The sequence below is a fragment of the Zoogloea sp. genome, assembly GCF_044344315.1.
Lineage (GTDB): Bacteria > Pseudomonadota > Gammaproteobacteria > Burkholderiales > Rhodocyclaceae > Zoogloea.
The window spans coordinates 24,232-43,647 of sequence record NZ_JBIJDC010000030.1 but is presented as its reverse complement, the minus strand read 5'-3'; the positions used below and the strand labels follow the sequence as shown (position 1 = coordinate 43,647).

15 protein-coding genes are annotated in these 19,416 nt (G+C 64.0%); 10 read left to right on the top strand and 5 right to left on the bottom strand.

All coding sequences use genetic code 11. From position 1 onward, the window contains the following. Together ACIQ09_RS08870 and ACIQ09_RS08865 are read left to right on the top strand one after the other, a co-directional pair. The coding region (locus ACIQ09_RS08870) for an Ig-like domain-containing protein (protein ID WP_398308311.1) at window positions 1–2,502 on the top strand (2,502 nt) is incomplete at its 5' end. Further along, window positions 2,502–4,040, top strand: a complete 1,539-nt coding sequence (locus tag ACIQ09_RS08865; RefSeq protein WP_398308309.1) for a diguanylate cyclase — start codon at window positions 2,502–2,504, stop codon at window positions 4,038–4,040. The genes ACIQ09_RS08870 and ACIQ09_RS08865, both read left to right, overlap by 1 nt. Window positions 4,041–4,338: 298 nt before the next feature. Here ACIQ09_RS08865 and ACIQ09_RS08860 read toward each other — a convergent pair whose 3' ends face one another. The 3 genes from ACIQ09_RS08860 to ACIQ09_RS08850 are packed head-to-tail and all read right to left on the bottom strand — an operon-like array spanning window position 4,339 to window position 6,298. After that, window positions 4,339–4,758 (bottom strand): ExbD/TolR family protein, encoded by a 420-nt coding sequence (locus tag ACIQ09_RS08860; RefSeq protein ID WP_398308307.1) that lies wholly within the window; start codon window positions 4,756–4,758, stop codon window positions 4,339–4,341. Continuing rightward, complete coding sequence (locus tag ACIQ09_RS08855) at window positions 4,755–5,483, bottom strand: MotA/TolQ/ExbB proton channel family protein (RefSeq protein WP_398308305.1); 729 nt, start codon at window positions 5,481–5,483, stop codon at window positions 4,755–4,757. Before ACIQ09_RS08855 ends, ACIQ09_RS08860 begins: the two co-directional genes overlap by 4 nt. Before the next feature lie 53 nt (window positions 5,484–5,536). Continuing rightward, on the bottom strand, window positions 5,537–6,298 hold the full coding sequence (locus tag ACIQ09_RS08850; protein ID WP_398308303.1) for a TonB family protein: 762 nt from the start codon (window positions 6,296–6,298) through the stop codon (window positions 5,537–5,539). A 314-nt stretch (window positions 6,299–6,612) separates the two neighbouring features. Between ACIQ09_RS08850 and ACIQ09_RS08845 the strand changes: the two genes are divergently transcribed. Genes ACIQ09_RS08845 through ACIQ09_RS08835 form a run of 3 tightly spaced genes read left to right on the top strand, consistent with a single transcriptional unit; the run spans window position 6,613 to window position 11,172 of the window. Beyond that, window positions 6,613–9,123 carry a TonB-dependent receptor gene (locus ACIQ09_RS08845; protein WP_398308301.1) on the top strand — a complete coding sequence of 837 codons (2,511 nt, stop codon included), beginning with the start codon at window positions 6,613–6,615 and terminating at the stop codon, window positions 9,121–9,123. Between the two features lie 58 nt (window positions 9,124–9,181). Next, window positions 9,182–10,516 (top strand): sensor histidine kinase, encoded by a 1,335-nt coding sequence (locus ACIQ09_RS08840; protein ID WP_398308299.1) that lies wholly within the window; start codon window positions 9,182–9,184, stop codon window positions 10,514–10,516. Next, window positions 10,513–11,172 (top strand): response regulator, encoded by a 660-nt coding sequence (locus ACIQ09_RS08835; RefSeq protein ID WP_398308297.1) that lies wholly within the window; start codon window positions 10,513–10,515, stop codon window positions 11,170–11,172. Before ACIQ09_RS08840 ends, ACIQ09_RS08835 begins: the two co-directional genes overlap by 4 nt. A gap of 29 nt (window positions 11,173–11,201) precedes the next feature. On the opposite strand, the gene lplT is transcribed toward ACIQ09_RS08835, so the two are convergent. Beyond that, on the bottom strand, window positions 11,202–12,464 hold the full coding sequence (gene lplT, locus ACIQ09_RS08830; RefSeq protein WP_398308295.1) for a lysophospholipid transporter LplT: 1,263 nt from the start codon (window positions 12,462–12,464) through the stop codon (window positions 11,202–11,204). Window positions 12,465–12,589: 125 nt separating this feature from the next. Between lplT and ACIQ09_RS08825 the strand changes: the two genes are divergently transcribed. From ACIQ09_RS08825 to ACIQ09_RS08805, 5 genes are all read left to right on the top strand, one after another. After that, on the top strand, window positions 12,590–13,504 hold the full coding sequence (locus tag ACIQ09_RS08825) for a LysR family transcriptional regulator (protein WP_398308293.1): 915 nt from the start codon (window positions 12,590–12,592) through the stop codon (window positions 13,502–13,504). A 4-nt stretch (window positions 13,505–13,508) separates the two neighbouring features. Beyond that, complete coding sequence (gene alr / locus ACIQ09_RS08820) at window positions 13,509–14,588, top strand: alanine racemase (protein ID WP_398308291.1); 1,080 nt, start codon at window positions 13,509–13,511, stop codon at window positions 14,586–14,588. A 5-nt stretch (window positions 14,589–14,593) separates the two neighbouring features. After that, a complete protein-coding gene (radA, locus tag ACIQ09_RS08815) occupies window positions 14,594–15,970 on the top strand; it encodes a DNA repair protein RadA (RefSeq protein ID WP_398308289.1) in 1,377 nt (458 codons plus the stop codon). Between the two features lie 180 nt (window positions 15,971–16,150). Further along, on the top strand, window positions 16,151–16,426 hold the full coding sequence (locus ACIQ09_RS08810; protein ID WP_296403269.1) for an HU family DNA-binding protein: 276 nt from the start codon (window positions 16,151–16,153) through the stop codon (window positions 16,424–16,426). A gap of 255 nt (window positions 16,427–16,681) precedes the next feature. Continuing rightward, entirely contained in the window at window positions 16,682–17,134 is a 453-nt protein-coding gene (locus tag ACIQ09_RS08805) for a hypothetical protein (RefSeq protein ID WP_398308286.1), read from the top strand. Here ACIQ09_RS08805 and ACIQ09_RS08800 read toward each other — a convergent pair. Next, complete coding sequence (locus ACIQ09_RS08800; protein ID WP_398308284.1) at window positions 17,131–19,275, bottom strand: carboxy terminal-processing peptidase; 2,145 nt, start codon at window positions 19,273–19,275, stop codon at window positions 17,131–17,133. The genes ACIQ09_RS08805 and ACIQ09_RS08800 overlap by 4 nt on opposite strands. Between the last annotated feature and the right edge of the window lie 141 nt (window positions 19,276–19,416).

Below are 19,416 nucleotides of genomic sequence, written 5' to 3'. Positions count from 1 at the left end.
GACGCGGACCAGCCCGCCCAAACGCTGACCTACAGCATCGTCGGCGGAGCCGATGCTGCCCACTTCCAGATCGATGCCAACACGGGCGTATTGAGTTTCCTCGCCGCACCGAACTTCGAAGCGCCCACCGATGCCGGCGGCGACAACGTCTATGACGTGATCGTCCAGGTCTCCGACGGTCAGGGCAGCACCGATACCCAGGCCATCGCCGTCACAGTGATTTCCGCCAACGACAGCGCCCCCGTCATCACCAGCGGCAACACGGCCAGTGTGGCGGAGAACACCACAGCCGTGATGACCGTCACCGCCACGGATGCGGATCAACCCGCCCAGACGCTGACCTACAGCATCAGCGGCGGTGCCGATGCGGCACGCTTCCAGATCGACGCCAACACGGGCGTATTGAGTTTCCTCACCGCGCCGGACTTCGAAGCCCCAACCGATGCGGGTGGCTACAACGTCTACGACGTGATCGTCCAAGTCTCCGACGGTCAGGGCAGCACCGACACCCAGGCCATCGCCGTGACCGTGTACTCTGCCAACGACAGCCCCCCGCTGATCACCAGCGGTGACAACGCCAGCGTGGCCGAGAACACCACTGCCGTGATGACCGTCACCGCCACGGATGCCGACCAACCCGCCCAGGCGTTGACTTACAGCATCGTCGGCGGCGCCGATGCCGCCCGGTTTACCATCGACGGGACCAGCGGCCTGTTGCGCTTCATCGCGCAACCCGATTTTGAGCGGCCTGCGGATGCGGGCACAAACAACATTTACAACGTGATCGTCCAGGTTTCGGACGGCACCCTGGCGACGGCCCAGAGCCTGACCATCAAGGTCACGGCGCTCAACGAGGCGCCCCGGGGCAGCAATGGCAGCATTCTCCTGGACGAGGACAGCAGCCACGTTTTCAGCACCGGTGATTTTGGCTTCTCCGACCCCGGTGACAACAATATCCACCAGTTGGCCGCCGTACAGATCATCAGCCTGCCTTCCCGTGGCGTGCTCAGCCTCAATGGTCGGGCAGTCATCGATGGCGAATGGATCACGGCAACGGACATCGCAACGGGGCAACTGCGTTACACCCCTCCTGCCGATGCAAGCGGGCAGGCCCTCGCGTCCCTGAGCTTCCGGGTGCAGGACAACGGGGGCACGGCGAACGGCGGCGTGGATACCGAAGCAGGAACCCACGCACTGACCCTCAACGTTTCCCCGCTCAGTGATACGCCGATTGGCGTGGAAGACGCTTACACCCTGGACGAAGACAGCACCCTGCAGCGTGGCAACGGGGGCGTTCTGGCCAACGACACCGATCCGGACGGCACCCGCCTGAGCGCAGAATTGGTGGACGGGCCGGCGAACGGGCAGCTGGAGCTGGCCGCCGATGGCAGCTTCCGCTACACACCCAAGCCCGACTGGAACGGTACCGACAGCTTCAGCTACCGGCCGAGCAACGGGCAGGAGACCGGTGAAGTGGTGCAGGTCAGGCTCACCGTCACCCCGGTCAACGATGCCCCCAGCCTGGTGAAGGCCACTTTCCAGGTGAGCTCAGGCGGTGCGGTGACCTTGGGCGGTGATGCCCTCATGGCGACGGATGTGGATTCGGCCCAGAGCGACTTGCACTATTCGGTCGTCCGCGTGGAGAACGGACACTTCGAACTGCGTTCTGCCCCCGGGCAGGTCGTATCCGGTTTCTCCCAGGCCGACCTGCTGGCCGGAAGCGTCGTCTTCCGCCACGAGGCCTTTGCCGAGCGGCCGGTGCTTGTACTGAGGGTCAGCGACGGGCAGACGGACGGCAATGAGTTGACGGCAAGCGTGGGCTTCACCCCGGCGGGTGGCCCGGGCACTGGCGACCTGACGGCCAATGAACCGCCGCCGAGCCCGGTCCTCAATCCCCGTCCGCCCCCGGCAACGCCGGTAACCACGCCTCCGAGACCCGCCTCACAAGGCCCCACGACGAGCCCCCTGAGCCTCGCCGAAACCCCGGGCGGGGAGGGCAACGGCGCGCAGCAGCACAACGGCCCCGGTGACAGCGCGGGGCCCAGCCGGCGCTACCCCGTGGCGTCCCTGGTGCGCTTCACCCAGGCCCAGATCACCCTCACCCTCGGCGCCAGCCCCGACGGGGCGCTGATGGAGTTCATGCTCAGCGGTCAGGATCCGGCCAGTGGCAGCACCTCCACCGGATCACGGATTGACGTGGATCGCACCAAGCAGGCCCCCCTCTCCGAGCCCTACGCCGATGTCCAGCTTGCGCTGCGTGCGGTGGAGTTGTCCGGCATCGTGCTGTCGGTGGGTGCCGTTTGGTGGGCAACCCGGGCCGGTGGCCTGGTGGCCAGCCTCCTGATGGTGGCGCCGGCCTGGCGCACCTTCGACCCCTTGCCAGTGCTGGGCCCGGAAGACGAGAACGAGCGCGACTGGGGACGCCAGATGGATGAAGAGATGACCCGGGACGAGATAGGCGTGGCCGACTTGTTCGATCAGGAGAGAGAAGGGCAGGCTTGATGAAGATTCCGTTTCCGACCCTCGACCCCATTTCCCGGATCGCCATCGGCCTTGTGGCCCTGGTGCTGTCCCTGCTGATGGTGGTCGACATGGTCTTCGGTCTGATCCCCGACCGGGCCGAACTGGCCCGGGAGATCCGCCAGCAGATCAGCGAAGGTCTGGCCATCCAGTCGGCTGCGCTGCTGCAGGTAGGTGACATCCCCACCCTGCAGCAGACGCTCGGTGATGTCCTGAAGCGCAACAAGGAGCTGCGCTCCCTTGCGGTCCGCCAGCATGGCGGGGGTATCGTCGCCCGGGCCGGCGAGCATGATCGCCACTGGCAACCGCCAGAGGACGGCTCCTCCACCCTGACCCAGGTGCGTGTGCCCGTGCTCTCGGATGGCAAACCCTGGGGCGAGATCGAGCTGGCCTTTCGCCCGGTACTGCCCGAATCGCTGCAAGGATGGCTCACCTACCCACCTCTGGTTGCGCTGGCGTCCATTGGACTGGGGACGTTCCTGGCGTTCTACCTGTACATGCGACGGGTCCTGGAATATCTCGACCCCTCCACCGCCATTCCAGACCGGGTCCGCACCGCCTTTGACACCCTCGCCGAGGGGGTGCTGATTCTGGACAAGCAGGGTAGGGTGGTGCTGGCAAATCGGGCCTTCCGGGGCCTTCATCCCCAGGCCCAGGAGGAGATCACTGGCAAACCGGTCGTTGAAATGGAGTGGCTGGTCGGAGGCTTTCATATGTCCCCGGACGAGTTTCCGTGGGCCCGGGCAATGGCCTCACGCACCAATATCAGTGATGAAACCCTGGAAATCACCCACCCCGACGAGGACGAACCCGTCCGCACCATCGTCGGCTGCTCACCGATCCTCGACGGTCATGGCCGGCTGCGGGGCTGCCTGGTAAATTTCTCCGATGTCACGATGCTTCACCGCATCAACGACCAGTTGCTGATCACCCTCACCGATCTGGAAAGCTCCAAGGAAGAGATCCGTCGTCAAAACGAGGAACTGCACCGCCTGGCCACCCGCGATCCGATGACGGGCTGCCTCAACCGCCGCGCCTTCTTTGGCAGCGCCGATCCCCTTTACGCGCAGTTGAAGGAACAGGGAGAAGAGGTGTGCTGCATCATGAGCGACATTGACCACTTCAAGTCCTTCAACGACCGTTACGGCCATGCCGTGGGCGACCAGGTGATCAAGTCAGTGGCCAAATGCCTGGGCTCCGAGTTGCGTGAGGTGGACATGTTGTGCCGTTACGGCGGCGAGGAGTTCTGCATCATGCTGCCCGGCTCCACCCCCGAGCAGGCGCTGGACGTGGCGGAGCGCTTGCGGCTGGCCATCGAACACCATGCCGGCGCAGCGGTGCGCGACATTCCAGGCATCCGCATCACCTCGAGCTTCGGCGTTGCCTCGATCCGACTTGGAGCCAAAGACCCGGCCGAACTCATCGACCAGGCCGACAATGCCCTTTACCAGTCCAAACAAAACGGCCGCAACCGGGTCTCCCTGTGGGCCGGCGAGCGCTCCGTGGGCGCCGAACACTGACACGCTGAGCGTGCTGCAGCCGACACCGGGATGAGATGAAAAAGGCTATGTTCGCGTTAGGTATGTAAACCCTGCCCCGAACAGGCACGCCGGGCTTGTTGAGGCTTGCCGTCCGAGGTGGAGGCGCTTTCCAGGCTTTATCCGAATGTCGTTCAGTCCCTCTCTTCGATGTTGTCAAGCCTTACCTGTCGAAGCGAAAGCGCTTTCCACACTTAACGCGAACATAGCCATGAAAAAGCCGGAGGGGGCATCACAAGGATGCACCCTCCGGCCTTTTTCTGCGCCGGGAAACGTCCGGTCAGTTCCTGGCGGGTTCTGTCACGAAGGCCACCTTGCCCAGGCCATGCCGACTGGCCGCCGACAGCAACTGGGCCACGTGGTCGTACTCGGCGCGCTTGTCCACCTGGAGGTGCAGTTCCGGCTGCGGCTGCAGAGCGGCTGAGGCTTCCATGCGCGCGTCCAGCCCTTCAAGCGGAACACTCTCGCCGTTCCAGGTCAGGGCGCCATCGGCATTGATGGACAGACTGATCTTCTGCGGCTTCATCTCCTCTTTCTGGCTGCTGGCCTTGGGCAGGTCCAGCTTCACTGCGTGATTGATCACCGGCACGGTGATGATGAAGATGATCAGCAGGACCAGCATGACGTCCACCAGGGGCGTCATGTTGATCTCCGACATCACATCTCCGTCGTCGTCGAAGTCGCTGCTCTGGAAGCTCATTGCGCTTCCTTCCGGGCGGGCAGGGGATGCACGCTGGCCGGGTTCTTGCGCACCTTGCCGCCGGTCACCAGATAGGCGTGCAGGTCATGGGCGAAGTGCTTCAGGCGGGCCAGGATCTCCTTGTTGCCGCGCACCAGGGCGTTGTAGCCCAGCACCGCGGGAATGGCCACAGCCAGGCCGCCTGCCGTCATCACCAGGGACTCGCCCACCGGGCCGGCAACCTTGTCGAGGGTGGCCTGGCCGGCGGCGCCGATGCCGATGAGCGCGTGGTAGATACCCCAGACCGTACCGAAGAGGCCAATGAAGGGGGCGGTGGAGCCGACCGAGGCAAGGATGGACAGCCCGGACTGCATGCGGCTGGTGGTGTCGTCGATGGACTGGCGCATGGTGCTGGTGACCCAGTCGTTGAGGTTGAGCACGCCATGCAGTTCGTTCTGGTGATTGACGTGGTGGGTGACGGCCTCGGTGCTGCGGCTGGCCAGATCACGGAAGGGGTTGTCGGCCTGGAGGGGCTGAAGGGCCGCCATGCCCTCGTCGAAACTGGTGGTGTGCCAGAACTGCTTGGCCCCCGCGCTCATGCGCCGCAACTGCATCAGCCCCCAGGCCTTGATGAGGATGACCGACCAGGAGGCGAGGGACATGACGACGAGAATGATCGCCACCGCGTGGGAGACGCTATCTCCCTGGGCCCAGATCTGACCGATGCTGAAAGTGTTTTCGTTCATGAGAGTTCCTTTGCGGGAATGGAGCGGAATGGGAAGGTAAGAAAGGGGGAAAATCAGGAATTCAGGGAGAAATCGATGGGCACCCGGACCGTGCCGGCCACGGCTTGATCACCCTGGCGTGCCGGCACGAATCGCCAACTGCGCAGAACAGTGTCCCGGGCGATCTCGTCAAGGCGGGTGAAGCCGCTGCTCTTGGCAATCGTGACTTCAAGGGGTTTGCCATCGGCGCCCACATGTACCCGCAACATCACCCGACCTTCCTCACCCATGCGCCGGGACAGGCGGGGATACTCGGGGATGGGGTTTGAAAGGTAGGCGGCGTCGAAGCGTGGTGCGACCACGGCAACCGGAGCCTCACGGGCCGGACTGGGAGCCGGAGCGGCAACAGGCGTCGCGGGTGCCGGCGCTGCGGTCGCCTCCACCGGATTGCTGGCGGTCGCCGCTGATGTAAGCACCGGCGGCGTGTTCGGGCGAACCTGGGGTGCAGGCGGCTGGGGGCGGATGGCAGGCTTGAGCTTCTTTTCGGGCGTTTTCACCGGCTCCTGACGGGGGGTCGGTGCCGGTTTCTCCACCTCAGGCGTCACCAGGCTCACCGTCATCAGGGGCTGTGGCGGGATGACGACCGGTGGACTCCCTTGGGTGATGGCATGGACGACGGCCGCCAGCATTCCGGCATGCAGCAGCGTCGCGATACCGACACCCGCGGCGGTACGGCGCGTGTCCCCCATGATGCTTGTATTCGGTTGCTGCCGGACCAGGAAGGGGGCCGGCAGATCCACCCCGGCGGGGCCCTGCGCAGTGAGGGCAAGATTCATGTCGATCTCCATCCAGTGAAGGTGTGTTCCTGGCTGGCTTGCAACATGCGCTGGCTGGCAAGTGGCTGGCTGGCTGAGAGTGGCACCGCTGCACGGTCGGCTTGCCGTCGTGCAAATACAAATGCGAACAATTCGCATTTTATTGAGAGTGCTGCGATGCGTCAACGAGATTTGCCGGGCACCTTCCATGCGCCCACACCCCTGAAAGCCCGTCCTGGCGGGGGTAGAGGGCAGGTCGGGAGTTTCTCCCATGGTCGAAGGCAGAGCACGCCGGTAGTCTGCGTCCCACCAAGAGAATTCGGAGACTACCCCTCATGCAAGGCCATCAGCCCCCCTCGTCCGTCCCCCAGCTCCGCGTGCGCCCCCTGGTGCTGGCGCTGGCCGCCGCCTTTGCCACGAGCGTTGAGGCCGCCGATACCGTGCAGACGGTAGCCCCCACCGTAACGGTGATCGGCCAGACGCCCCTGCCGGGGCTAGAACAACCGGTCAGCCACATCCCGGCACCGGTCCAGTCCTTCACTGCCCGGGACATCGACGACAGCATGGCGCTGGATATTTCGGCCTTCATGAACCGACGCCTGAACGGCGTACATATCAACGAAACCCAGAACAACCCCTTCCAGCCGGATGTTAACTACCGTGGCTATACGGCATCGCCGCTGCTTGGCACCCCCCAGGGCCTGTCGGTGTACTTTGACGGGGTTCGCATCAACCAGCCGTTTGGCGACGTGGTGAGCTGGGACCTGATTCCCCGCTCGGCGATCGCCTCGATGAACATGATGCCGGGCTCCAACCCCTTGTTCGGCCTCAACACCCTGGGCGGCGCCCTGGCCATCCAGACGAAGGAGGGCCGCACCCACGCCGGCACCTCGGTGCAGGCCAGTGCCGGCTCCTACGGGCGGCGTGCGGTAGAGTTCGAGCACGGGGGCTTCAACGATCAGGGGCTGGAGTGGTTCATCACCGCCAACCACTTCCATGAGAACGGCTGGCGCACCAATTCGCCATCTGACCTGCGCCAGGTATTCGGCAAGTTCGGCTGGCAGGACGCCCGCACCGACCTGGACCTGAGCGTGGCCTACGCAGACAACAGAATGAACGGCAACGGCCTGCAGGAGAAGCGCCTGCTGGAGCAGGACTACAGCAGCATCTACACTCAGCCCGACATCACCCGGAACCGGTCGATGTTCCTGAATCTGACCGGCAAGCACAGCCTGAACGACCAGACCCTGCTGTCGGGCAACGTCTATTACCGCAAGATCACCAGCTCCACCTACAACGGCGACATCAACGAAAGCGCCCTGGAGAACTCGATCTATCAGCCCTCGCTGAGCGAACGCAACGCCCTGGCTGCAGCCGGCTACAGCGGCTTCCCCACCAGCGGCGCCAACGCCTCCAACACGCCCTTTCCCTACTGGCGCTGTCTCGCCAACACCATGCTGGCCGATGAGCCCAACGAAAAGTGCACCGGCCTGATCAACCGCTCCCGTACCGACCAGGAGAACTTCGGCATGTCGGGCCAGGCTTCCGTGGCCGGCGAGCTGGCCGGACGCAAGAACCTGTTCATCGTCGGGGCCGGCTACGACCAGAGCAACCTGCACTTCCAGCAGTCCGGCCAATACGGCTACATCAACCCTGACCACAGTGTGACGCCCGTCGATGCCTGGGCCGACGGCAGCCAGAATGCCGGTGAGGGTGAAACCGCACTGGATTCCCGCGTCAGCCTCAATGGGCGTACCCGCACCATCAGCGTGTTTGCCACCGACACCCTGTCGATCAATGACTACTGGCACGCCACCGTGTCCGGGCGCTACAACCGCAGCACCGTCAAGAACCGGGACAACCTGAATCCGGGTGGCGGCACCGACTCCCTGGACGGCAACCATAGCTTCAATCGCTTCAACCCGGCCGTCGGCCTCACCTTCACCCCGTCGCGCAGCTGGAATGCCTACGCCGGCTATAACGAAGGCAGCCGCACCCCCACCGCCATCGAGCTGGGCTGCGCCAATCCGGAAAACCCCTGCAAGCTGCCCAATGCCATGGCCGGTGACCCACCCCTCAAGCAGGTGGTCACCAAGACCTGGGACCTGGGTCTGCGCGGGCAACTGAATGCCGCCAGCCGCTGGAACCTGGGCGTCTTCCGTTCCACCAGCCACGACGACATCCTTTTTGTGGCGGATGACCAGCTGGGCTACGGCTACTTCAAGAATTTCGGCAAGACCCGCCGTCAGGGGATCGAGGCCGGGGCAAGCACGGCCCTGGGTGCCCTGAGCCTGGCGGTGAACTACACCTATCTCGACGCCACCTATCGCTCATCCGAGGAAGTCGGTGGCACCGGCAACAGCACCAACGAGGAAGGCGCTGGCCTCGAGGGCACCATCGACATCAAGAAGGGCAACCGCATCCCGCTGATTCCCCGGCACATGCTCAAAGCGTCCGCCGACTACCGTTTCACCCAGGCCTTCTCCATGGGGGCCGACCTGATCGGTGTGTCGGGCTCCTACGCCCGCGGCAACGAGAACAATCAGCACCAGCCGGATGGCACCTACTACCTGGGCTCCGGCCGTTCGGGGGGCTACTCGGTGATGAACCTGAATGCCCGCTACCGGGTAAACCGCCAACTCCAGGTGTTCGGGCAGATCAACAACCTGTTTGACCGGGAGTACACCACCGGCGCCCAGCTGGGCTCCACGGCCTTCTCGGCAGCCGGCGGCGTGGTGGCCCGACCCTTTGGTGAGGTGGGGGGCGAGTACCCGCAGGTGGGCTCCACCTTCTATGCCCCTGGGGCACCGCGGACTGTGTGGGTTGGCGTGCGCTACAGCCTCTGAAGTCTCTCCGTCACCGCGGGCTCCTCCGGGAGCCCGCATTTTTCCGGAGCGGCCACTCATGGACATGACAAGCCTGCTGATGCGGCGTTCGGCGTGGATCTTCCTTGCCTGTTTCGGGGTGGCATTGGCCGTGGCCACCCTGCGCGCCCAGGGTGACATCCGACGGGAAAGCCAGGGGGCCGACCAGCTCGCTCAACTGGTCGGCGAGCTGTCCACGCTCCAGAACATCGCCCCCGAATCCCTTGCCGGCCAGGTGGGCAAGCTGCGCGACATCAGCAAATCGGGCAAGCTGCGCCACCTGGATTTTCAGCTCGAAGACGGTGCCGGACAGATTCTGATCCCGGCTGCGCCCACCGCCTCCGACGCCATGGCCCGACGGACACAACTGCTGCTGCAGCGCAGCGATGGCAGCCGCTTCCAGGCCACCCTGATTCCCAACCCGGCCAGCGAACAGGAGGAGGCGGTCTCCGGCATCCTTGGCATGGCCGGGCTCTTCCTGGCCTACGGGCTGGCCATGCTGGCCGGGCTCTATGGTGCCGTACGCTACGCCTTCGGCCCCCTGCGAGGCATCGTTGCGGCCATCGCATCCTTCCGCAAGCAGGACTTCAGTGCCCGCCTGCCACGACTGCCGGTGCGCGAACTGGATCACATCGCCGGCGCGCTCAATCATCTGGCAGAAGCCCTGGCCGCGGCGGAGGCCCGGCAGAAGCACCTCTCCCTGCAGATGCTGACCCTGCAGGAGGATGAACGGGCGAGCCTGGCCATCGAGCTCCACGAACACCTGGGCCAGGGGCTGACCGCCCTGCGCGCCAATATTGCCTACCTGCTGCGCCAGACGGGCGAGGCCCCACGCCTGAATGCAGCAGTGCGCGACATGGAAGCCCAGACCGCAGCGATCCATCAGGAAATCCGCAGCTTGCTGCGCCATCTGCAACCCGACGCCGGCAAGGAGTCCGGGCACACGACAGTCGATCTGCAGCCCTTGCTCCACGAACTGGTCAAAAGCTGGCAGGATGCGAGCGGACAAAATACCGTGTTCCACCTCACGGTGACACCTCACACCCTGTGCCTGCCCCGTGAAACCAGCCTGATCGTATACCGGATGACCCAGGAAGCCCTTGCCAACATTGCCCGCCACGCCAACGCCGGACAGGTGGATATCTCGGTCTGCATCGACGCCGAGCAGCCGGCCATGTTGTGCTGGCAGGTCTCGGATGACGGTGTTGGCATGGCCTCGCCAGAGGCAGCCATGAGCCATGGCAACGGCCTGGCAGGTATCCGTGAGCGGGTATGGGCCCGGGGCGGAAGTCTTGACATCAACCCCCGTACGGCAGGGGCTGGACGCCCGGGGCTGAGCCTGTCGGTGCGCCTGCCCGTCGGCGAGCCGTCATGAGCGTCGTGCAGGAGGCGCTACCCGGCGTGCTGAGGGTGGTCCTGGCCGATGATCATGCAGTAGTCCGTACAGGCTACCGGCGACTCCTCGAACTTGAGGACGACATGCAGGTGGTGGCGGACTTCAGTGACAGCGATTCGACCTGCCAGTGGTTTTCAGGTCACGAGGCGGATGTGCTGGTGCTTGACCTGTCGATGCCCGGACGCGGCGGGCTGGAAACCCTGGCCCGGGTCAAGGCGCGCCGGCCAGCGCTCAAGGTGCTGATCTTTTCCATGCACGACAACCCGGCCATGGTTGCCCAGGCCCTCAAGGCGGGGGCTGACGGCTATCTGACCAAGAGCAGCGAGCCCGATGCCCTCATCGACGCCGTGCGCCAGGTGGCACGGGGCGAGCAGGCCCTGTCGCCAGACATTGCCGGCGCACTGGCAGGGGAGGGTGGGGAGGGCGGGCATCTGAGCCTGTCGCCCCGGGAATTCGAGATCTTTCGTTTGCTGGCGGCCGGGCGAACGGTGGAAGAAATTGCCACCCGGCTGTTTCTCAGCACCAAGACGGTAGCCAACTATCAGACCGGCATTCGCCAGAAGACGGGGCTGGCCACTGCCCTGGACATGTATCGCCACGCCGAGGCACACAAGCTGCTGGACGGCAGCGAGTAGGTTTCTCCGGCCCGGGCCGGAGAAACCCGTCAGTGACGCACGTCGTCAAGTTCGCTGACCGAATCAAACTCGCGCTGGTTGGCATCATGACGGCGCTTGACCATGTACATGGTGCCCGCCACGAACAGCCCGAAGGCCACCACCACCGTGTTGATGGAGACGCCGGAGCTGATCAGGAAGGCGTAGAGGCCGGTCATGATCAGGATGGACAGGTTCTCGTTGAAGTTCTGCACGGCGATGGAGTGACCGGCGCCCATCAGGATGTGGCCGCGGTGTTGCAGCAGCGCATTCATGGGTACCACGAAGAAGCCGGACAGGGCGCCGATGAGCACCATCAACGCCATGGCCAGGTTCATGTCGGTGACGAAGATCATCACATTGACGATGACGCCCATGGCGATGCCAAGGGGGATCACCCTGACTGACGAGCGCATGGACACCATGCGGGCAGCCATGACGGCACCAATCGCCACCCCCACCGCCACCACGCCCTGCAGCATCGACGCCTTGGAGAGATCCAGTTGCAGAGCCTGCTCGGCCCACTTGATCACGATGAACTGCAGGGTTGCGCCAGCACCCCAGAAGAGGGTGGTGGTGGCCAGGGAGATCTGGCCGAGCTTGTCCCGCCACAACAGCCGGAGACAATGATTGAAATCATGAATCAGGTAAATCGGGTTCTTCTTCAGGGCTTTGTGATCCACCCCGGTGTCTGGCACCTTGAGGTTGAACAGGGCCGCCAGCACGTAGAGCACACCGATTACGCACAGGGCCATCTCGGGTACCGTATCAACGCCCGTATCGATCAGGGGCAGATCGAAGCCCAGCAGGGCCTGGGAAAAGGACGGCTTGATGAGCATGCCGCCAACCAGCGTGCCCAGGATGATGGCACCGACCGTAAGCCCCTCGATCCAGCCATTGGCCACCACCAGCAGGCGGTGGGGCAGGTATTCGGTGAGGATGCCGTACTTGGCTGGCGAATAGGCTGCAGCGCCCAGCCCTACGACAGCGTAAGCCGCCAGGGGATGTACCCCGAGGAACATCAGCGAACAGCCACCTATCTTGATGGTGTTGCTGATCAGCATCACCCGCCACTTGGGCATGGAGTCGGCAAAAGCCCCGACAAATGCCGCCAGCAGCACATAGGACAGGGTGAAGAACAGCTTGAGGAGCGGTTCGTATTCCTGGGGGGCCTGCATCTCCCTGAGTACATAGATGGAGGCGATCAACAGGGCATTGTCGGCCAGCGCAGAGAAGAACTGCGCCGCCATGATCATGTAGAAACCGAAGGGCATCGCAGGGAGATGGAAGCTCGGTGAATTTGACGGACCGCGCTTTATACCACGAAGGTCATGTCGGTTCTGGCGGACGGATCAATGTTGTGATTCAATGGGGTACTCATAAACCGGATTTATGAACCATGGCCGATCGACGTCTCCAGGTTTTCCACGCGGTGGCGAGGCACGGGTCCTTCACCCGGGCTGCCGAAGCCTTGTTCATGACCCAGCCCGCCGTGACTTTCCAGATCAAGCAGCTGGAAGAACAGTTCAACACCCGGCTCTTTGACCGCGGGCACGGGCGGGTCACCCTCACTTCCGCCGGTGAGCTGGTCATGGCCTACGCCGAGCGCATCCTCGGTCTCTCGGAAGAGCTCGAGTCCCGGGTCTCCGAGCTGACCGACGAGCTCTCCGGCATCCTGCACCTGGGCACCAGCACCACGATTGCCGGCTACTGGCTGCCCTATCTGCTGGAAGGCTTCAAGCGGCGCTATCCGCGGGTGGTCCCCCGGGTTTCCGTCGGTAATTCGCAGCTCATCGAAAGCCGGGTGATGGATCGCAACCTGGACGTGGGCCTGATCGAGATCATCACCGAGCAGCCCACCCTGGACCGACGCAGCGCCGGACGGGACGAGCTGCAATTGATCGTGGCCCCGGATCACCCCCTGGCCACGGCGAAGTCGGTACGCGCCGAGCAGCTGGTGGCCTATCCGCTGTTGCACCGGGAGCCCGGCAACGCCATCCGCGATCTGGTGGACCAGTTCTTCTCGGCCGCCGGCATCCCCTTCGAGGACCTTAATGTGGCCGCCGAGCTGGGGAGCCTGTCCACCGTCAAACACATGGCAGCCCAGGGCTTCGGCATCGCCATTGCGTCGACCGCGGCGATCCGCAGCGCCGTCACCGCGGGCCGTCTCGTGGGTGTGCCCCTTTCGCCCCGACTGCACACACCGCTGGAGGTCATCCTGCTCAAGGACAAATTCCGCTCCCGTCTGGTCAACACTTTTGCCGATTTCGTCACCGAGGAAATCGGCCGTATGTGCGCTACCGAAAAAGTCTGAATCCATGCCCCGTCCGATTCGCGCTTCCATCGATCTGGAAGCCTTGCGTCAAAACTACGTTATCGCTCGCAACAAGGCCGGTCAGGCCAAGGCTTACGCGGTGGTCAAGGCCAACGCCTACGGGCACGGCCTGGCCAACGCCATCCAGGCCCTGGGCCCCGTCGCCGACGGTTTTGCCTTGCTCGATCTGGCAGAGGCCCGGGCCCTGCGGGAAGCCGGGCTGACCCAGCCCATCGTGCTGCTTGAAGGCTTTTTCGAGCCGGCCGACCTGGCTGACATCGTCGCCCTGGGCCTGACACCCACGCTCCACAGCGAGGCCCAGCTGACTCTGCTGGAGCGGGCGGCGCTTGCTGCACCCATAGACGTGATGCTCAAGATCAACTCGGGCATGAACCGCCTGGGCTTTGCCGGCGATGCCCTGGGGGCCACCCTGGCGCGCCTGCGCGCCCTGAGCTGGGTGCGCAGCATCACCCTGATGACGCACTTTGCCCGGGCCGATGACGAGATCGGCATCTCCACGCAGATGGCAAGGTTCAAGACATTCACCAGCGGGCTGGACCTACCCGTCAGCCTGGCCAACTCCGCGGCGCTGCTGCGCTTTCCGGAAGCGGCCGGGCAGGTGGTGCGGCCGGGCATCATGCTCTATGGCGCGTCGCCGATGCCCGATCTGCACAGCGCGGAAGCCCTCGGCCTGAAGCCGGTGATGACCCTGAGCAGCGAGATCATCGGCGTGCAGACCCTCAGCCCAGGCGAGCGTGTCGGCTACGGTGGCACCTTCGAGGCACCCGGGCCCATGCGTATCGGCGTGGTGGCCTGCGGCTATGCCGACGGCTACCCGCGCCATGCCCCCACCGGCACGCCCATCCTGGTCGGCGGGCGCCGCACCCGTACCCTCGGGCGCGTATCCATGGACATGCTGGCCTGCGACCTCACCCATCTGGAAGAAGCCGGCATCGGCTCGCCTGTCACCCTGTGGGGTCAAGGGCTGGCCGCCGATGAGGTTGCGACGGCAGCCGGCACAATCAGCTACGAGTTGTTCTGCGCCCTGGCTGCCCGGGTTCCTGTGCGGGTTATGGAAGGGTAGGGGGAATGGCCAAGGCAAAGACCGAGCACGTCTGCTCCGAGTGCGGGGGCAAGTCGCCCCGCTGGCAGGGACAGTGCCCCCACTGCAAGGCCTGGAACACCCTGGTGGAATCGGTTGTCGAGCCCGAAGCGCCGGTCGCCAAGCGCTTCAGTGCCCTGGCCGGGGAAACCGGCCGCCTGCAGACCCTGGCTGACATCAGCCCCCGGGAATCACCCCGAGTGCCCACCGGCATCGATGAGTTCGACCGGGTGCTGGGCGGCGGGCTGGTGCCGGGCGGCGTCGTTCTGATTGGCGGAGATCCGGGGATCGGCAAATCCACGCTGCTGTTGCAGGCCCTGGCGCTGCTCTCCGGGCACCTCAAGGCCTTGTATGTGAGCGGCGAAGAGTCCGCCGAACAGGTGGCGCTGAGGGCGGGGCGCCTGCAACTCGACGCCGGCGGCCTGCAACTCCTGCCCGAGATCAACCTGGAGCGTATCCTCGGCACGCTGCGGGAGCTCCGGCCCGACGTGGCGGTCGTGGACTCCATCCAGACCATCTACTCGGAGAGCCTCGGTTCAGCCCCCGGCTCCGTGGCCCAGGTGCGGGAATGCGCCGCCCAGCTGACGCGTTTCGCCAAGCAGAGCGGCACGACACTGATCATGGTCGGCCATGTGACCAAGGACGGTGCCCTGGCCGGGCCTCGAGTGCTGGAGCACATCGTCGATACCGTGCTCTATTTCGAAGGTGACACCCACTCCAGCTTCCGGCTGGTGCGGGCTTTCAAGAATCGCTTCGGCGCGGTGAATGAGCTGGGTGTGTTCGCCATGACCGAGAAGGGGCTGAAGGGTGTCTCCAACCCATCGGCCATCTTCCTGTCCCAGCACGGACAGCAGGTGGCCGGCTCCTGCGTGCTGGTCACCCAGGAAGGCACCCGCCCGCTGCTCGTCGAAATCCAGGCCCTGGTGGACAGCGCCCATAGCCCGAGCCCACGGCGCCTCTCGGTAGGGCTCGAACAGAACCGTCTGGCCATGCTGCTGGCCGTGCTGCACCGGCACGCAGGTGTCGTTTGCTTTGACCAGGATGTGTTCGTGAACGCCGTCGGGGGCGTCAAGATTGCCGAGCCGGCAGCGGATCTGGCGGTGCTGCTGGCCATCGTTTCATCCCTCACCAATCGCCCCCTGCCGCGGCAGCTGGTGGTCTTCGGCGAGGTTGGTCTTGCCGGAGAAATACGTCCGGCACCACGGGGGCAGGAACGCCTCAAGGAGTCCGCCAAGCTGGGCTTTAGCGTGGCCCTGGTTCCCCGCGCCAACGCGCCAAAGCAGGAAATTGCAGGGATGCAGGTGATCGCCGTGGAACGCATTGAGGAGGCCCTGGAGCGTTTGCGGGAGCTGGCAAACGGCTGAATTATGCTTTTTGTGCCGGAACACGGCGGAAAACCCCGGAAAACCTTGAGATTCGCGCCACAGGCGGAAAAGAGCAAGGTAAGCTACTGCCCGCGGGTGTTGTAGTGCGCTTGAGGCGCAAAGCGTCACCTGCCTCAGCTCCTGTATCCACCCATTTTCATCACCTACCCATTACGAGCTATGAACAAGACTGAACTGATCGATGCGCTGGCAGGCAAGAGTGGTTTGACCAAGGCCGACGCCGGCCGTGCCGTTGACGGCGTTATGGAAATCATCACCGAAGCCCTTGCCAAGGGCGAAAGCGTGACTCTCGTTGGTTTCGGCACCTTCGCCGTCGGCGAACGTGCTGCCCGCGTCGGTCGCAACCCGCAGACGGGCGCCGAGATCCAGATCGCGGCGTCCAAGCAGCCCAAGTTCTCCGCCGGCTCCAAGCTGAAGGATGCGGTGAACAGCTGATCCCCGCCCTGCGGGACGTGTCAGGCACTTTGTCAGGCACGCTTAAAAAATGGCGATCTTCCAGGGTCGCCATTATTTTTTGGCTTTCCGTCGGGTAGATCCAGTTAATGGTCCTTGTGCCGCTTGTCACATGGACTTACAGCAACAACTTTTTCCTGTCATACGTTGGGGATAGAATTCGGCGCCCGTTAGACGAGAGAAGCTCGTCCCGGACTCTCCCGGCCCTGACCGGGGCTCATCACCGGAAAACACCCCATGTCTCACCCCCTCTCCCGTCAAGACACTGCACCCTCCCTGCGGCCCCGCGACTGCGCCAACGTATTGCGCGGCGCCTTGCTGGGCAATATTCAGGATGCGGCAGAGGCCATTGGACGTTGTGCTGCCAACCGCGACCGGGAAACGTTGTTTGCGCTGCCGGCTTTGCGCGAAGAGGTGATGACGTCACTGGACATCATGCGCGAAAGTGCCCTCGCGCTTCCCGAGGCCGACAAAGCTGACATGCCAGACGTGCCTTGGGCGCGCTGGGAGGCAATGCACTTTTCTCACGCCGGCTCTGCCCGGGAACGGCGCAACCAGGTGTGGTCAGTCATCCACGAACTCGTTCCCACCACGCTGCAGGGCGTTTCGCGCTATCGCGGCCTTCTATGCGACGGGCGAGACACCGAAGCGTCCCGCCCACGCACCGCTCCGGCCCGGCAAGCGTCCTAACGGACAGCCTCTGCCGGCTGCAGCAAGGATTTCTGCTTTTCCCGCAAGGCCAGTTGCGGACGAACGCCCAGCAATTCGGCCTCATCGGCAACGATACGCGCCGCCTCATCCAGCAGCACATCCTTGACGTCCTTGCGCGCCTTCTCTGCGGCGAGATCGGCTGCCAGGCTACGCTCACCCATCTGCAGGCCGTCATCCCGCAACGCGGCAGCAAGCTTGTCTTTGCCGTCGATCTTCTCTCTGGCCTTGAGCCGTGCTTCCCGAACTTCCTTTTCCTTGCGCCGTTCAGCTTCGTTCAGCGAGATTGAACGGTTCTCGCGCAGTCGTTTGAACTCGGCCACGTCGTCAAGCAGCGCCTGGAAGCTCTTGTCCTTCGCAACACGCGCCTGGTGCCGGCTTTGCAGGGCAGGAACAAGATCCTTCAGCGTACCCACCGGGCGATAGCTGGCGGCGTCGATCTGGGTCCAGGGCAGGGCGTTGTCGTAGCTGGACTCACCCTGTGAATCCGGATCCGCGATGGACGGGAAGCGGATGTCGGGCATCACGCCCTTGAGCTGCGTGGTGCCACCGTTGACCCTGAAGAACTGGGCCACGGTCATTTTCAGGTCACCAAACTTGGGCTTGTCGTTCTTGGCGATATCGTCAAGGTTGATCAGCGTCTGTACCGTGCCCTTGCCGAAGCTCTGCTCACCAAGGATGGGGGCCCGGCCATAGTCCTGCAGGGCAGCCGCAAAGATCTCGGATGCGGAAGCCGAGCCGCGGTTGATCATGACTGCCATCGGCCCGGCCCAGGCCACACCGGCGTTCTCGTCACTTTCAACGCCGATTTTTCCGTCGGGTCGGCGCTGCTGCACGACCGGCCCCTTGTCGATGAAGAGCCCGGTCAGCTCGACAGCTTCCCGCAGCGAACCACCGCCGTTGTTGCGCAGATCCACCAGCAGACCGTCAACCTTCTCCTTCTTCAATTCGTCGATCAGACGCACCACGTCACGACTGGCGCTGCGGAAATCCTTGTCACCCCGGCGGCGCCCTTCGAAGTCCTCGTAAAAGGCGGGGAGGGTGATCACACCGATCTTGCGCAGGGCAGGGCCCTCGCCAACCCGGATCACCGACTTGCGAGCCGCCTGCTCCTCAAGCTTGATCTTGTCGCGCACCAGGGTCACCTGCTTGTGCTTGCCGTCCGGGCCGCCGTCAGCGGGCAGGATATCGAGCACGACGCGGGTGTCCTTGGCGCCACGGATCAGTTTGACGACCTCATCCACCCGTGCACCGACCACATCGCCAATCGGCCCTTCGGCCTGACCGACGCCGACAATGCGGTCGCCGACGGCCAGCTTGCCCGACTTGGCCGCGGGGCCTCCAGGAACCAGCTCGCGGATGGTGATGTACTCGTCCCGCTCCTGCAGAACGGCACCGATGCCCACCAGGGACAGACGCATGGAGATATCGAAATCGTCGGAAGCACTGCGCCCCAGGTAATTGGTATGGGGCTCAATGGACATGGCGTAGGCGTTCATGAAAATCTGGAACACGTCATCGCTCTTGTTGCGAGATGAGCGGGCCAGATAATTGTCGTAACGCTTTTCGAGGGTTTCGCGGATCGCCTTGTCGTCCTTGCCGGCCAGTTTGAGGCGCAGCCAGTCGTTCTTGACGCGCTTCCGCCACAGGTCGCGGACTTCGGCGTCATCCTTCGGCCACGGAGCCTTCTCACGCAGATAGGGATAACTTTCCTTGGTATCGAACTCGAAACCCTGCTTGAGCACCTCGCGGGCATGGGTCAGTCGTTCCACGGTGCGCTGCTCGTAGCGCTGAAAGATGGCAAACGGGATGCCCAGATTGCCGCGCTGGATCGCATCGTCAAGCCGCGTGCGGGCATCCGAGAAACTGTCGATGTCCGCCTGGGTAAAGAACAGCCGCTCTGGATCAAGCGCCTTGAGATAGCGCTCGAAAATTCTCTCCGACATGGCGTCGTCGAGGGGTTGGGTCTTGTAGTGATAGCGCCCCAGCAGCTGGGAGCTCAGGTAAGCCGTCTGGGCGTGCTCGACGGTTGGCGCAAGACGGGGGGTCGCCGGAGACTCCAGCGAGGCAGCAGGTGCGGCAAACGCAGTTGCCACCAGGGCCCAGATCAACCTTTTCTTCACTCAAACACTCCACAACGTTCGTTGATAGCCTAATCGGTCTGAAACTACAGGCTTCCAGAGTCTCAGTCGACAGCTAAATGGTGTGGACGTTCGTCAAAGGTACCGGGCCAGCGGAAAATTTGTGGCGCCAACCCGGATCAG

Bases quoted from the DNA above. Each gene is read 5' to 3' on its own strand.
- lplT (WP_398308295.1), bottom strand. From the start codon at position 12,464: ATGCCCTTCGGTTTCTACATGATCATGGCGGCGCAGTTCTTCTCTGCG.
- radA (WP_398308289.1), top strand. From the start codon at position 14,594: ATGGCCAAGGCAAAGACCGAGCACGTCTGCTCCGAGTGCGGGGGCAAG.
- ACIQ09_RS08855 (WP_398308305.1), bottom strand. From the start codon at position 5,483: ATGAACGAAAACACTTTCAGCATCGGTCAGATCTGGGCCCAGGGAGAT.
- ACIQ09_RS08860 (WP_398308307.1), bottom strand. From the start codon at position 4,758: ATGAGCTTCCAGAGCAGCGACTTCGACGACGACGGAGATGTGATGTCG.
- ACIQ09_RS08840 (WP_398308299.1), top strand. From the start codon at position 9,182: ATGGACATGACAAGCCTGCTGATGCGGCGTTCGGCGTGGATCTTCCTT.
- alr (WP_398308291.1), top strand. From the start codon at position 13,509: ATGCCCCGTCCGATTCGCGCTTCCATCGATCTGGAAGCCTTGCGTCAA.
- ACIQ09_RS08845 (WP_398308301.1), top strand. From the start codon at position 6,613: ATGCAAGGCCATCAGCCCCCCTCGTCCGTCCCCCAGCTCCGCGTGCGC.
- ACIQ09_RS08810 (WP_296403269.1), top strand. From the start codon at position 16,151: ATGAACAAGACTGAACTGATCGATGCGCTGGCAGGCAAGAGTGGTTTG.
- ACIQ09_RS08850 (WP_398308303.1), bottom strand. From the start codon at position 6,298: ATGAATCTTGCCCTCACTGCGCAGGGCCCCGCCGGGGTGGATCTGCCG.
- ACIQ09_RS08835 (WP_398308297.1), top strand. From the start codon at position 10,513: ATGAGCGTCGTGCAGGAGGCGCTACCCGGCGTGCTGAGGGTGGTCCTG.
- ACIQ09_RS08865 (WP_398308309.1), top strand. From the start codon at position 2,502: ATGAAGATTCCGTTTCCGACCCTCGACCCCATTTCCCGGATCGCCATC.
- ACIQ09_RS08805 (WP_398308286.1), top strand. From the start codon at position 16,682: ATGTCTCACCCCCTCTCCCGTCAAGACACTGCACCCTCCCTGCGGCCC.
- ACIQ09_RS08825 (WP_398308293.1), top strand. From the start codon at position 12,590: ATGGCCGATCGACGTCTCCAGGTTTTCCACGCGGTGGCGAGGCACGGG.